Origin of the sequence: Saxibacter everestensis (genome assembly GCF_025787225.1) — a bacterium.
Taxonomy (GTDB): Bacteria; Actinomycetota; Actinomycetes; order Actinomycetales; family Brevibacteriaceae; genus Saxibacter; species Saxibacter everestensis.
In genome coordinates, this window is sequence record NZ_CP090958.1 from 3,669,799 (window position 1) to 3,683,466 (window position 13,668).

The following is a 13,668-nucleotide window of genomic DNA, read 5'->3' on the forward strand; positions in this document are numbered from 1 at the left end:
AACCAAGTGACGTCATCCACTCCCACGCCGGTAGCTCTCGCCGCGCGCACCGTCGTACTCGACCTGGAGGGCACCACAAGCGCAGCCGGGTTCATTCTGGGCGATCTTTACGATTACGCCCGCCCCCGGCTGCTGCCATGGCTGCAGGAGCATGCGGACGACGAGGAAGTGGCGGATGCCCGCGCGCAGGCCATCACGGACGCCGAGCTGCCGCCCGATGCGAGCGATGAGGACATTGTGGCTGCGCTGCTCGCGTGGATGGACTCGGATGTGAAGGCCACCCCGCTGAAGACGCTTCAGGGTCAGATCTGGGCCGAGGGCTTCGAGCGGCACGAGATTACCTCGCAGTTCTTCGATGACGTGATTCCTAAGCTGCACGCCTGGCATGCCTCGGGAGTGCGCCTTGCGGTGTTTTCATCCGGCTCGGTGACCTCGCAGCGTCCATGGTTCAAATATTCGCCGGAGGGTGACCTGTCCGGGTTGATCACCGACTACTTCGACACCGTCAAGGCGGGGCCGAAGAAGGCCGCGGAGTCTTACCGCACCATTGCCAGGGCTCTGGGTGACGAGCCGGGACAGCTGGTGTTTTTCTCCGATCACCCGGAGGAAATCGCCGCCGCGTCGCACGCCGGCTGGCAGGTGCTGGCTTTCTCCCGCGAGGGCGAGCCCTGGTTCGGTGCCGATTTCGGGGATGCTCCGGTGGTCGGCAGCTTCGCTGACGTCGAAGTCAGTCGGCTGTGACCGCTCCGGAACGGGCGACCCTGGAAGCTGCCGGGCGCGCACTCGCCGCTGAATCGGCTCGGTTCGCCGGTATGGGCTGGATGCGCGGAACCTCCGGCAACCTTTCGGTCACCCTGACCCGGAATCCGTTGCGGCTCGCCGTCACTGCATCCGGTCTGGACAAGAATGAACTGACGGGGGCCGACATTGTGGTCATCGACCGCTTGGGTGAGCCGGTCGACATCCCGCAGGCGCCAGGTCAGCCGGCGCTGCTTCGTGCCGGGCTACGGCCGTCGGCCGAGGCCGGCCTGCACGCCCGTATCGCGGAGGTTACCGGCGCGGGCGCGGTCGTGCACGTTCATCAGTTGTCGGCGGTTCTCGCCGGGCACTACTTTCCGGATGGCGTGCCGATTCGCGACATGGAAATGCTCAAGGGCATCGGGCACAGCGCGCATGACCAGACCGTCACTGTGCCGGTGGTGCCGAACGATCAGGACATGACCGTGCTCGGTGACGCTTTCGAGCAAGCCTATGTTCCTGCCACCGATGACGTTGCCGAAGTTCCCGTTCTGATCGTGGCCAACCATGGCATTTACGCCTGGGGCGCCGACCTGTTGCAGGCCCGGCAGCACGCGGAGATCATCGAATGGCTGCTTCGCTTCAAGGTGGAGACGCGGGAGCCAGCAAGATGACAGATCTGGCCGGCAGGTTGAGAGCGGAGGCGGCAGCCGAGGAACGCGGTGTCTCGGTCCAATTCGTGGAACGTCCCGCGGCCGACAGCCTGGAGGAAGCCGCGGCGATCCTGGGCATTCCGCCGCGTGGCATCGTCAAAACGCTCGTGGTGCGGCGCCGCGGCGGTTACCTGTTCGCCCTGATTCCAGGGGATCGGCAGATCTCGTGGCCGAAGCTGCGTGCCGTGGTCGGCGTGAACAAGCTGACGATGCCGCCCGCCGAGGAGGCACTCGAGGCGACGGGTTATCAGCGGGGCACGATTACGCCGTTCGGCAGCTCGACCGAATGGCCGGTGTATGCCGATGAGCGGATTCGGGGTGAACGGATCGCGATGGGCGCGGGTGCTCACGGTTACAGTCTCTTCGTCGACGCGGACGGATTGATCGACTCGTTCTCGGCCGAGGTCGCCGATATCAGCGATTAGCTCCGCGATATCACGTGCTGGTTTGGCGCGGGTGGTGTTTGAAATAGCCATCCAGGCTCGCGACAAACCGGCGCAGCGCGGCCTACAGTGACGTATGAGCGTCTATATCAGGTCGATCGAGACAGCCGTACCCACGACAGTTCTGCAGCAGGATCAGACCCGCGACGCCTTTGCCGCGCAGCCTGGCCTCGGCCGGTTGGGACAGCGGCTCATCCATTCAACCTTCAGCGCTTCCGGTATCGAGCGGCGGTACAGCGTTATCGACGACTTCGACTTCGAGCAGGATCGTGATCTCCGCGCCGAGCCGGTCTTCTTCGATCGCGACACCGCGCAGATGCTCAACCCCGGCACCGCCATCCGCAATCGGGTGTACACCAGCCGGGCCGCGGAGCTGTTCGTCGAAGCAGGCAAGCGAGCTCTGAAGGCCTGCGACGGCATCGACGCCGCCGATGTCACGCATGTCGTCACGGTGTCCTGCACCGGATTCTTCGCCCCCGGGCCGGACTTCATGCTGGTGCGCGAGCTCGGTCTCGCCCCGACGGTGAGCCGGCAGCATCTGGGGTTCATGGGTTGCTATGCCTCGCTGCCTGCGCTGCGCGTGGCGGCGGATTTCTGCCGCGCCGACCCGGATGCCGTCGTCCTCGTGGTCAGCACCGAGCTGTGCACCCTGCACGTCCGGGTTTCCAATGATCCGGACACTATCGTCGCTTCATCTGTTTTTGCCGATGGCGCCGGAGCCGCCGTCGTCACCGCGAAACCGCCCGGGCAGGACACTGCCGCCCTGCGTATCGACAGGTTCGGCACCGTGATCACGCCGGTCGGCGAGGGCGATATGGCGTGGACGATCGGCGATCACGGCTTCGAAATGGTCTTGAGCAAGTACGTGCCGCACATCATAGATGAGCACATTCTCGGCGCCCTGGAGCCGCTGCTGGCCGAGGAGCCTGAGCTGGCACGTTCACCGAAGGAGAGCGTGCGGCACTGGGCCATTCATCCGGGCGGCCGCAGCATCCTGGACAAGGTGGAGGCCAAGCTCGGGCTCAGCGAGGCGCAGTTGATACCGTCGCGCGACACACTGCGCGATTACGGCAACATGAGCAGCGCCACCATCCTCTTCGTGCTCAAACACATACTTGACGGGCGGCGCGAGGCGAGCTTGGGCGCGATCCTTCCGGGCGAGACGGGTCCAGGCGAGACGCTGGCGGACGAGAGCGTTCCGGACCGGGACGAGCGAGTGGCCGCGATGGCGTTCGGGCCGGGACTCACCGTGGAAACCGCCCTGCTGACCCGGCTCCCCGCTGTAGCGACCGGCTGAGTGAAACCTATGATGGGCCGCCCCGATCTCCGGCACCGAGCGGTTGACGAAATCGAGCAGATGGACGAACCTGGCTGCGATCCGCGGAAACTCAACCGGACCTATGCCCAGTTCCCCCTGGTCAACGCCGTGGTCGCCGGATGGCGCGGGGTCTACCGGAACCGGATCCGTGATCGTCTCGCCGGCGATCGCGAACACACGCTGCTCGATATCGGCTCCGGGGGAGGAGACCTGGCCAGGGCGTTTGCCCGGTGGGCCGCGCGCGACGGAATAGACCTGCACGTCACCGCCATCGATCCCGACCAGCGGGCGTACAACTTCGCGGTGCAGCGTCCGGCCGAGCGGGTCTCCTACCGTCAGGCGGCCAGCAGCGACCTGGTTCGCGAGGGCCAGCGCTTCGACGTGGTCATTTCCAACCATGTGCTGCACCACCTATGTACGGAAGAAACCGCGGCGATGCTGGCCGATTGCGAGCGGCTGGCGAACTCCTACGCCGTGCACAGCGACATCGCCCGTTCGCTGCTGGCCTACCGCTTGTTCTCGATAGGCTCCCTGCCGTTCTCTCCCGGCTCATTCATTCGTCCGGATGGCCTGACCTCGATCAGACGCAGCTACACGCTGCCGGAGCTGCGCGACATAGCCCCGCCGGGCTGGAGTGCGGAGAGCGATACCCGGTTGCGCAACCTGCTGGTCCGGGAGTTCGATGCCGGCCATGCTTGACGTCGTCATCGTCGGTGGCGGGCCGGTCGGCACGTTCCTCGGCTGCCTGCTGACGGCCGCCGGGCTGAAGGTGCGGGTGCTGGAGGCGCGAGCCGAACTGGACGGGCACTCCCGTGCGATCGGGATCCATCCGCCGGCGCTGCAGGCCTTCGCGAGAATCGGCCTGGCAGACCGGATCATCGCGGCCGGCACGCGGATTGACACCGGTGTGCTGCGCAGCAGGGGCAGTACGGTCGGGACGCTTTCGCTGGCGACGGCATCGCCCAAGTTTCCGTTCGTGCTTGCCCTGCCGCAGAACGCGACCCAGCGCCTGCTCGAGGATCGGCTGCATCGGCTGGCCCCGGCCGCCATGCAGCGCGGCCGCACAGTCACCGGAATCCGGCGGATCGACGCCGGCTGGGAGGTCGCGGTTGCGGGCGACGGGCAGTCGCTGAGCGCCCGTTGCGTCATCGGTGCGGACGGCGCACGCAGCCGGATGCGCGGTTGGCTTGGCATCGCGGCGCGCCCCCAGGACTATCCGGACACCTACCTGATGGGCGACTTCGCCGACTCCGCTGGTGCCGCCGACCGGACCTCCGCGATCATTCACCTGGAGCCCGGCGGCGTCGTTGAATCCTTCCCGCTGCCCGGCGGTATCCGGCGCTGGGTGGTGCGGACACCGTCATTGCAGCAGACGGCCCGGCCTTACGACCTTGCCGAACTGATCCGGATCCGGACAGGTGAAGCGGTCGCCGCCGAAACATCCACAATGATCAGCGCTTTCGCCGTGCGCCGGGCAGTCGCCGAACGGATGGTTGCTGAACAGAAGTCTCCTGGCAACGGATGCGCGATGCTGATCGGCGATGCCGCGCATGAACTGAGTCCGATCGGCGGCCAGGGCATGAACCTGGGCTGGCTGGACGCGGCGGCCCTGGCGCCAATGCTGGTGGACCTGCTTCGCGGGGTCGGCGATCGGCGGATCCGGGAGGATGAACTGCCGGACTTCGAGCGCACCCGACTACGCTCGGCCCGGATCGCGGCCCGGCGGGCCGAACTCAACATGGCACTCGGCCGGCGAACTCCGCCCGTCCTCGTCGGGATCAGGGATGCCGGATTCCGGCTGGCTCTCAGGTCGCCCGCACGCGAGGCTCTGGTGGGTGCTTTCACCATGCGCGGGCTGTAGAAAGCCAATTAGCGTAATCGGCGGAATACCCGGTAGTGTTGGCAGGTCTGTGCTCGGCGTTTTACCGGCCATCCGGCCAGGATCAACGCAGTTATCCACGAACACGACAGTCGCAGCAACCCTCCTGCCACGGAAAGTCCGTGGCCGTTTTAGACCAGAGGAGGTGGGTTAATTTTGCGTCACTATGAGTTGATGGTCATCCTGGACCCCGAACTCGATGAGCGTTCGATCGGTACCACGCTCGATAAGATCCTCAATGTTGTTCCCACAAGCGGTGGAACTCTCGACAACATTGATGTCTGGGGACGTCGTCGCTTTGCGTACGAAATCCAGAAGAAGACCGAAGGCTACTACGCCGTCGTTGATTTCCATGCAACGCCGGACACAGCCAAGGAACTCGATCGCCAGCTCGGTCTGAATGAGACCGTCCTGCGCACCAAGATCCTCCGCCCGGAAGCCTAAGCAGCCGACGCTAGTACAGGAGTCCTCACATGGCAGGCGAAACCGTCATCACGATCGTGGGTAACCTCACCAATGACCCCGAGCTGCGTTTTACGCCCTCGGGAGCAGCGGTGGCGAACTTCACGGTTGCTTCAACTCCACGGAATTTCGATCGTCAGTCGAACGAGTGGAAGGACGGCGAAACGCTGTTCATGCGCTGCTCGGTCTGGCGCGACGCCGCAGAGAACGTCGCGGAGTCGCTTACCCGTGGAACCCGTGTGGTTGTCCAGGGCAGGCTGAAGTCGCGCAGTTACGAAACCAAAGAGGGTGAGAAGCGCACCGTCATCGAGCTCGATGTCGATGAGGTAGGCGCCTCGCTTCGCTACGCCACAGCCAAGGTCACCCGCGCCCAGCGCGGCGGCGGCCAGCAGGGCGGCGGTTTCGGTGGCGGCCAGCAGGGTGGCGGCCAGCAGGGGGGCGGCTTCGGCGGTCCTCAGCAGGGTGGCCAGCAGGGCGGCTTCTCGCAGCCTGCGGCACAGGACGATCCTTGGGCAGCATCGAATCCACAGAGCGGGCAAGGCGGCGGCTGGGGCGCACCCGGCAACGACGAACCCCCGTTCTAAAAAACTTCTTCATTGATCACTACAGGAGACCATCATGGCAAAGCCGGAACTCCGGAAGCCTAAGAAAAAGGCAAATCCGCTGTCGCTGTCTCAGGCGGCTGCAATCAATTACAAAGACACCGCAATGCTGCGCAAGTTCATTTCGGACCGCGGCAAGATCCGCGCCCGTCGGGTGACCGGTGTCTCCGTTCAGGAACAGCGTCTGATCGCGAAGGCCGTTAAGAACGCCCGCGAAATGGCTCTGCTTCCCTACTCGAGCTCCGCTCGCTAAGGGGAACCACAATGGCAAAGCTCATTCTGACCCATGAGGTCACCGGCCTCGGTACCCCCGGCGATGTCGTCGAGGTGAAGAACGGTTACGCGCGCAACTACCTGGTTCCTCGCGGTTTCGCCGTGGCCTGGTCCAAGGGCGGCGAGAAGCAGATCGGCTCGATCCGCGCAGCTCGCAAGGCTCGCGAGGTCGCAAACCTCGATGACGCCAAGGCCCTGAAGGCAACGCTGGAAGCCAAGTCGGTGAAGCTGGCCGCCAAGGCCGGCGACAACGGACGCCTCTTCGGCACCGTGACGCCGACACTGGTCGCAGAGGCCGTCGAGGCCGCCAGCGGCACCAAGATCGACCGCCGCAAGGTAGAGATCCCCGCGCACATCAAGACGCTGGGCAACTACCAGGCAACCGTGCGCGTGCACGAAGATGTTCTCGCGACGATCGACCTCGAGGTCGTTGCCGGCGAGTAACCGCATCAGCCGAAAGGCGCCGTGGCAGTTCTGCTGCCCGGCGCCTTTTTGCTGTCTTCGGCGGGAGGCCTGAGGCACGCCTGGTTCAGGCTGTGCGTAAATGGTTACGGCACAGTCGTCCCAGCAGGCCTAGCGAAAGAAGGACATTCCGGTGAGATTTGCCCCCGAACATTTAGCGATTCTGCTTGGCCTTGCGCTGGTGGTGGTCGCGGTCGTGGCTGTCGTGATCGTCCTGCTGGTAAAGCTCGTTGGGAGTAGGCCTGATCGCCAGTTCCCCGAGGGGCGTTCGGAGCATCGAGACCCTCGGCTCTAGGTCAGCTTAACCGCGTCGTCCCTCCCGGGTGGGGGGTGACGAGTAACAAAGCAGTTCGACGTGCCCGGCAGCCGGAGATGTCAGACCCCCAGACCGGTCAGGCCATTCATCGATAGTGGGTGCCGGATAGCCTGCCTGGCCAAGGCAACGAAACATGACACGATTAGCTCATGTCCCTGTCTTTGAACGCATCGACCGCCATGGGCGAAGCCGACCTGATCCGGTTGCGGGCGCTACGCAAGATGCGAGTTATCGCAGTCTCGCTATTGATTCTCGCGGCAATCATCTTCGTCCTTACCCAGACGCTGACCGACCGGACCGGCGTATGGGGCTTCGTGAACCGAGGCGCCGAGGCCGCCATGATTGGTGCGCTGGCCGACTGGTTTGCCGTGACAGCGCTGTTCCGGCATCCCCTGGGTCTGCCTATTCCGCACACCGCGATCATTCCGAAGCGCAAGGAAGTGCTGGGCCAGAGCCTTACCGAGTTCGTCGCGACCAACTTCCTCGATGGCGCCGTGGTCAAGGACAAGGTGTTGCGCGCCGAGCCGGCGCGCCGCCTTGGCGAGTGGTTGAAACCGGTCGAAAACCGGCAAAAGGTCGTGGTCCGGGCCGCCGGAATAGCTAGCGTCGGCATCTCCAAGGTCAAGGACGCGGACGTGGAGAGTCTGGTCGAACAGGTGATGCTGCCGAAACTCGCCGAGGCAGAGAAGAGTCCGCTGTTGGGCCATTTTCTGGCTGGGGTGGTCGAGGACGGCAGCCATCATGGCCTGGTCGATCTGGTGGCGACCGAGTCCTACGCCTGGCTGACCCGGAACCCGGACGTGGTGGAGCGGGTGGTGGCGGGCCGTGCGCCGTCCTGGGTACCTCAGTGGGTCAACGCCCAGGTGACGAACCGGATCCGCCAGGAGTTGCTGGGCTGGGTGTCGGACGTCCGGGATCGTCCGGATCACCCGGCACGTAAATCACTTGACGAACTGCTCGCAAAGCTCGCCGATGATATGCAACACGACGCCGGCACCATGGCGCGCACGGAGGCCGTGATCAACCGGGCGTTGACCCGGCCTGGCCTTGCCGATACGGTCACGGCGCTCTGGAGGTCGATCCAGCGCGCGCTGATCGAGGCCCTGGATGACGAGGAGGGCGTGCTGCGACGGCGAGGTATCGAGGCGCTCGGAGACCTTGCGGAGCGGCTGACCGCGGAGCCGGAGTTCCAGCAGCGCATCGATAGCCAGCTGGCTTCGGCGGCCGAAACCATTGCGACCTCATTCGGTCCTGAACTGGCTACGGTCATCTCAGACACGGTTGAGCGCTGGGACGGCAATGAGGCGGCGGAGAAGATTGAGCTGCACGTGGGCCGCGACCTGCAGTTCATCCGGATTAACGGCACGGTTGTCGGCGCGCTCGTTGGCCTCGGAATTCACGCGCTCACTCTGGTCCTGGGCTAGCTGTAGCAGACTCGTCCCTGCTCAAGATGGACGACGTGATCGCATTGTTCGGCCTGGCCGACGTCATGCGTCGCGAGGACGATGGTGACGCCGCGGGACCGTTCGGCCTCGATCGCCCGCGCGATGCACTCCGCGGCTTCAAAGTCGACGCCGGCGAGAGGCTCGTCGAGGAGCAGCAGATCTGGACGCTGTGCAAGACCCTGGGCAACCAGGCAGCGCTGACGCTGGCCTCCGGAGAGCGTGCCGATGCGGCGCCCGGCGAGGTCGCTGATGCGCATTTGTTCGAGGCTATCGTGGATGATTCGACTGTCCTCATGGTTAAGCCTTCCGAACATGCCGCGGGCTCTCCAGCGCCCCATCGCGACCGTCTGCTTCACGGTGATTGGCAGCTGATCGGAGACTGCGCTGCGCTGCAGGACGAAAGCGACGTTCTCAGGCAGCCCGGTGATCTGTCCCCTGCTGGGCTCGAGGATGCCTCCCAGTGCAGAGAGGACAGTGGTCTTGCCGGAGCCGTTGGAGCCCGTTAGCGCGGTGATGTGGCCGGCGGGCATCGTGAGATTGATGTCGCACAACGCGGGCTGGTGGCCGTAATGGCAAGTGACATTGGAGACGGTAATGGACGCACGCACATGTTGATGATAACCGTTATCATCAACATGTGGAACTTCTGACATCCCCTTTCGAAGTGTCGTTCGTCTTTCGCGCATTAATCGCGGGTGCGCTCGCAGCAATACTTTGCGGCTGCATCGGAACGTGGGTGGTTTTACGCGGACTCGCGTTCTTCGGTGATGCGATGTCGCATGGGATGCTACCCGGGGTAGCGATCGCCGCTTTGTTGGGCGGCAACCTCATCCTCGGGGCTGCGCTGAGTGCTTTGGTGATGGCGGCGGGGATCACGTGGGTCGCGCGGGAATCGAAGCTGTCTCAGGACGTTAGTATCGGTCTGCTATTCGTGGGCATGCTGGCCGTGGGCGTCGTCATCGTCTCCCATTCACAGTCCTTTGCCGTAGACCTAACGGGCTTCCTGTTCGGCGACGTTCTCGGAGTCCGGAGGCAGGACCTGCTGTTCTTGGCTGTTGCCACCGGACTCGGAGTGCTGGCCAGCGTTCTCCTTCACCGGCCGTTTCTGGCTTTGGCTTTCGATGAGCGCAAAGCGACCACCCTCCGCCTTCGACCGCAGTGGGCCCACGTCGGGATGCTGGCGATTACCGCCCTGGCAACTGTGGCCTCGTTTCAGATCGTCGGCACACTGTTGGTCTTCGGCCTGCTGATCGGGCCGCCGGCGACGGCGTATCTATTGTTCAGTCGCATCGGAGCCATCATGGCCGCTTCGGCAGCGATCGGCACCCTCGCGACCTATGTAGGCCTGCTCATCAGCTGGTATGCCGAGACATCAGCTGGAGCGACCATTGCAGTGCTGACTGTGCTGACATTCTTCGCAGTGCTCATCGCGAAACGCTCGCTCATGGGGTACGATCGAACAGCTAAATGAGAAACAGAATCATTATCACTAGAAAGAAATTATGCAGAACCCCAGAACTATGGCTGCTTCGACCTGTGCCCTGATCGGTCTTATTGCACTGTCGGCGTGCCAGACGGGCGGCGAGGGAGCTGCCACGTCTAATGGAAGCGAACCGCCCACGCCGCATGGTTATGTCGAGGGCGCTGAGGAGGCTGACGAGCCGCAGCTGCGGCTGGCCGTCAGCGACGCTGATACCGGGCGAGTTTCCATGCTCGACCTCCTCACTGAAGAAGTCATCCAGGAGGTGCCCGCCACGCCGGAGACTCAACTTTTAGCGGCTGATAGTCGTTATGTCTATCTCGGGGACGCTAAAGCGGGTGCTGTCACTGTTGTCGACACCGGCGCGTGGACTGTCGACCACGGCGATCACAAACATTACTATCGTGCCGACCCCCAGGTGGTCGGGGAGGTCAGCGGTACTGACCCCGCACACGTGGTCTCCGAAGGTACTGCCGTAGCGTTCTTCTTCGACGGTGACGGGGCGGCCAAGATCTATGATCGGACCGCCTTCGACAACGGGGAACTCAAGGAGACCGGAACTGCGAGTCCCGGTCCACACCACGGCGTGGCTGTGCCGTACGAGGATCACGTCGTCTCCACTGTCCCCGGAGACCGGCCGGACGACCTGCCCTCCGCTCTCGCTGTCTACGACGAAGCGGGAAAGAGTTCGGCAATGGACGTGTCGTGTGAGCAGATCCACGGCGCCGCTGCCAGCCGCGAAGGACTGGTGTTCGCCTGTGCTGACGGTGTGATCAGCGTCAATGAGGACTTCGACGCCGAGTTGCTGTCGTATCCGGGTGAGGCAGGCGATGAGCGCGCGTGGTCCATGAAGGCCGGCCGGGACCTCATCGCTGTCCCATTCGACGGCGGAGGTGTTGGAATTCTCTCTCCTGAGTCAGGGGAGTGGCAGTTCGCAGACACCACGGCCCCGGTGATCTCAGTGGGGGTGGCCCCGGATGATTCGACGACTGTGGCTCTGGATGAGGACGGCACCGTCTATGCGATCGACCCGAAGACCGGCGAGGTGCTGGCTGAAGAGAAGGTGATCGAGCCCGTGGGGCCCGAAGCCGACTCGCACAGTGGTGGGCCATCGGTTGCCGTGGATCGCGAGCGTACCTACGTCAGCGACCCAGTTGGCGGACGGGTGGTCGAGCTCGATACTGCCGACGGGCTGCGCGAGGCGCGCAACTTCGACCTAGGCGGACAGCCTGCTGGCTTGGCAGTGACGGGTCGATGATGCACGGGAAGTCACCGAGAAGACTTCGCGGCGCAATCGGAGCTGTTCTCGCAGTCGTGGTCCTCGGATCAATCGGTGCGTGTTCGGAGGCCAGCCAGCGGCCGAGCATCGTGGTCACGACGAACATCCTCGGCGACGTAGTGAATAAGATCGTCGGCGGCAATGCCGAGGTCATGGTCCTGATGAAGCCGAATGCTGATCCGCACTCCTTCGGTATCTCCGCCAAAGAAGCAGGCGCGATGGAGAGCGCCGACCTTATTGTCGCTAACGGTCTTGGGCTCGAGGAAGGGTTGGAAGCGAATCTGGACAACGCCGCAAGCGAAGGTGTGCAGATACTCGAAGTTGGCGAGCACCTCGACCCTCTCGAGTACACGTCGGGAGAGACCGCTGGCGCGCCTGACCCCCACTTCTGGACCGACCCCGCGCGAATGGTCAAAGCGGTCGATGTGATCACCGCTGCCGTGGCCGAGGAAGCCGGGACCAGTGTGGCTGAGGACATTGCGCCGTCTGCCGAGAAGTATCAGGCGCAACTCGAGCAACTCGACACCGACATCAACCGAACAGCAGAGGACATTCCCGAAGAGCGACGGAAGCTGGTGACGAACCACCATGTCTTCGGCTACTTCGCCGATCGGTTCGGCTACGACGTCGTCGGCGCAGTGCTGCCCAGCGGCACGACTCTGGCGTCGCCGTCGGCGGCCGATCTTGAGGACCTCGCCAGGACCATTGAGAGCGCGGGGGTGCCCGCGATATTTGCGGATTCATCCCAGCCGCGGCGGCTAGCCGAGGTCCTGTCAGAAGAAGTCGACATCGATGTTGAGGTGATCCCGTTGTTCTCGGAATCGCTGACCGAGCCCGATGAGGAAGCTGGCACCTACATCGACATGCAGCGGGGTAACGCTGACCGCATAGCAAACGGGTTAAACCAGGGCCGGTAGGCATCACGGATAGGCCGCGTTCAACCACTGAAAAAACAGAATGAGATGAGAAGTATGAGAACACAACACAAACTTGCGACATCGTGGTCGGCCGTTCTGGCCGCTGCAGTTCTGCTGGGCGGATGTGCCGCCGCTGAAGATGACCGCGAACATGCAGCTGAAGGTACAGAAGCGTCAGCCAAAGAGGCCGAGGCTCCCCGGCCACGATTGGTGACGACCTACGACGGGGGCATCATGACCCTTGACGCTGAGACGCTCGAAGTCGTCGACGATATCCCGCTCGAAGGCTTCAACCGGGTCAACCCAGTTGGCGACGGTCGGCACGTCATGGTCTCGGTCGCCAACGGATTCCGGCTATTCGATGTCGGGGTATGGTCTGAAGAACACGGCAACCATGCCCACAGCTATGCAGGACCCCCGTCTCTGACAGACACCGTCTACGAAACTGATACGCCAGGCCATGTGGTCCAGCACGGTGAAACGACTGTGCTCTTCGGTGATGGCGATGGGCGGATCCAGATATTCAACACCGATGACTTCCTGTCGGGCGCGTCAAAGCCGAAAACAGTCGAGGCCGAAGAACCACATCACGGAGTGGCAGTACAGCTGGAGAACGGCGAGCTGCTACACACTATCGGCACTGAGGATGAGCGCTCCGGTGCTCTAGTACTCGATACCGACGGCAATGAGATCACCAGAAATGACGAATGCCCTGGAGTCCATGGCGAGGCAGCCGCGAAGGGCGACGTGGTCGCCCTTGGTTGCGAAGACGGAATTCTCTATTACAAGAACGGAAAGTTTACCAAGGTCGAGTCCCCGGACGACTACGGTCGGATTGGCAACCAGGCTGGATCTGATGAATCGCCGGTTGTCCTCGGCGACTACAAAGTCGACGAAGATGCCGAAGTCGAACGGCCCGAGCGCATCACCCTGACCAACACCGAAATCGGCGAAATGAAGCTCGTCGACCTGAACGCCTCATATAGCTTCCGGTCACTCGGACGCGGCCCTGACGGCGAAGCGCTGGTCCTTGGAACCGACGGCAAGCTACATGTCATCGACGCCGAGACCGGTGAAGTCACCGACTCCTACCCGGTCACCGATGATTGGAAGGAACCGACCGATTGGCAGCAGGTCCGCCCGACACTGTTCGTGCAAGGAGACCGCGCATACGTCTCGGAGCCGGCGAAGAATTCTCTCCACGCCGTGGATCTCTCCACCGGTGAGGTGATAAACACCGCCGAACTGCCACATAAGACCAACGAGGTCACAGGAGTGACCGGGTAGCCAGACACGGCAACTGCCTTGCTACGTGAAAGCGCTCTTGGCGACTACAGCCGA

The 13,668-nt window shown here is 63.4% G+C and carries 17 protein-coding genes; 15 read left to right on the forward strand and 2 right to left on the reverse strand.

Annotation, left to right across the window (positions count from 1 at the left end; all coding sequences use genetic code 11):
- Positions 1-6: 6 nt before the first annotated feature.
- The 10 genes from mtnC (at position 7) to rplI (ending at position 6,872) form a co-directional block, all read left to right on the forward strand.
- Positions 7-741: an acireductone synthase gene (mtnC, locus tag LWF01_RS17315; RefSeq protein ID WP_349638616.1), complete on the forward strand. Its 735-nt coding sequence runs from the start codon at positions 7-9 to the stop codon at positions 739-741.
- A complete protein-coding gene (gene mtnB, locus LWF01_RS17320; RefSeq protein ID WP_349638617.1) occupies positions 738-1,412 on the forward strand; it encodes a methylthioribulose 1-phosphate dehydratase in 675 nt (224 codons plus the stop codon). Before mtnC ends, mtnB begins: the two co-directional genes overlap by 4 nt.
- A complete protein-coding gene (locus LWF01_RS17325) occupies positions 1,409-1,876 on the forward strand; it encodes an aminoacyl-tRNA deacylase (protein ID WP_349638618.1) in 468 nt (155 codons plus the stop codon). The genes mtnB and LWF01_RS17325 overlap by 4 nt, the downstream gene beginning before the upstream one ends.
- Positions 1,877-1,970: 94 nt before the next feature.
- On the forward strand, positions 1,971-3,191 hold the full coding sequence (locus tag LWF01_RS17330) for a type III polyketide synthase (RefSeq protein ID WP_349638619.1): 1,221 nt from the start codon (positions 1,971-1,973) through the stop codon (positions 3,189-3,191).
- Positions 3,192-3,200: 9 nt separating this feature from the next.
- Entirely contained in the window at positions 3,201-3,911 is a 711-nt protein-coding gene (locus LWF01_RS17335; protein ID WP_349638620.1) for a methyltransferase domain-containing protein, read from the forward strand.
- Complete coding sequence (locus LWF01_RS17340; protein WP_349638621.1) at positions 3,895-5,073, forward strand: FAD-dependent oxidoreductase; 1,179 nt, start codon at positions 3,895-3,897, stop codon at positions 5,071-5,073. Before LWF01_RS17335 ends, LWF01_RS17340 begins: the two co-directional genes overlap by 17 nt.
- A gap of 174 nt (positions 5,074-5,247) precedes the next feature.
- Positions 5,248-5,535, forward strand: a complete 288-nt coding sequence (gene rpsF, locus LWF01_RS17345) for a 30S ribosomal protein S6 (RefSeq protein WP_349638622.1) — start codon at positions 5,248-5,250, stop codon at positions 5,533-5,535.
- Positions 5,536-5,564: 29 nt separating this feature from the next.
- Positions 5,565-6,137, forward strand: a complete 573-nt coding sequence (locus LWF01_RS17350) for a single-stranded DNA-binding protein (RefSeq protein WP_349638623.1) — start codon at positions 5,565-5,567, stop codon at positions 6,135-6,137.
- Between the two features lie 34 nt (positions 6,138-6,171).
- Positions 6,172-6,408, forward strand: coding sequence for a 30S ribosomal protein S18 (rpsR, locus tag LWF01_RS17355; protein ID WP_349638624.1), 237 nt, complete (start codon positions 6,172-6,174; stop codon positions 6,406-6,408).
- Between the two features lie 11 nt (positions 6,409-6,419).
- Positions 6,420-6,872 carry a 50S ribosomal protein L9 gene (gene rplI / locus LWF01_RS17360; protein ID WP_349638625.1) on the forward strand — a complete coding sequence of 151 codons (453 nt, stop codon included), beginning with the start codon at positions 6,420-6,422 and terminating at the stop codon, positions 6,870-6,872.
- Between the two features lie 172 nt (positions 6,873-7,044).
- Here rplI and LWF01_RS17365 read toward each other — a convergent pair whose 3' ends face one another.
- Complete coding sequence (locus LWF01_RS17365; protein ID WP_349638626.1) at positions 7,045-7,167, reverse strand: hypothetical protein; 123 nt, start codon at positions 7,165-7,167, stop codon at positions 7,045-7,047.
- Positions 7,168-7,355: 188 nt separating this feature from the next.
- Here LWF01_RS17365 and LWF01_RS17370 point away from each other — a divergent pair, with 188 nt between their 5' ends.
- Positions 7,356-8,630, forward strand: a complete 1,275-nt coding sequence (locus LWF01_RS17370; RefSeq protein ID WP_349638627.1) for a DUF445 domain-containing protein — start codon at positions 7,356-7,358, stop codon at positions 8,628-8,630.
- Here the strand turns inward: LWF01_RS17370 and aztA are convergent.
- Entirely contained in the window at positions 8,627-9,304 is a 678-nt protein-coding gene (gene aztA / locus LWF01_RS17375) for a zinc ABC transporter ATP-binding protein AztA (protein ID WP_349638628.1), read from the reverse strand. The genes LWF01_RS17370 and aztA overlap by 4 nt on opposite strands.
- Between aztA and aztB the strand changes: the two genes are divergently transcribed.
- Genes aztB through aztD form a run of 4 tightly spaced genes read left to right on the forward strand, consistent with a single transcriptional unit; the run spans position 9,289 to position 13,614 of the window.
- Positions 9,289-10,122: a zinc ABC transporter permease AztB gene (gene aztB / locus LWF01_RS17380; RefSeq protein ID WP_349638629.1), complete on the forward strand. Its 834-nt coding sequence runs from the start codon at positions 9,289-9,291 to the stop codon at positions 10,120-10,122. The two genes, aztA and aztB, sit on opposite strands and share 16 nt — an antisense overlap.
- A 31-nt stretch (positions 10,123-10,153) precedes the next feature.
- Entirely contained in the window at positions 10,154-11,389 is a 1,236-nt protein-coding gene (locus LWF01_RS17385) for a PQQ-binding-like beta-propeller repeat protein (protein ID WP_349638630.1), read from the forward strand.
- 56 nt (positions 11,390-11,445) lie between these two features.
- Positions 11,446-12,327, forward strand: coding sequence for a zinc ABC transporter substrate-binding protein AztC (gene aztC / locus LWF01_RS17390; RefSeq protein ID WP_349638631.1), 882 nt, complete (start codon positions 11,446-11,448; stop codon positions 12,325-12,327).
- Between the two features lie 54 nt (positions 12,328-12,381).
- The gene (aztD, locus tag LWF01_RS17395; RefSeq protein ID WP_349638632.1) at positions 12,382-13,614 is read left to right on the forward strand and encodes a zinc metallochaperone AztD; all 1,233 of its coding nucleotides are present in this window, start codon (positions 12,382-12,384) and stop codon (positions 13,612-13,614) included.
- Positions 13,615-13,668 lie beyond the last annotated feature (54 nt).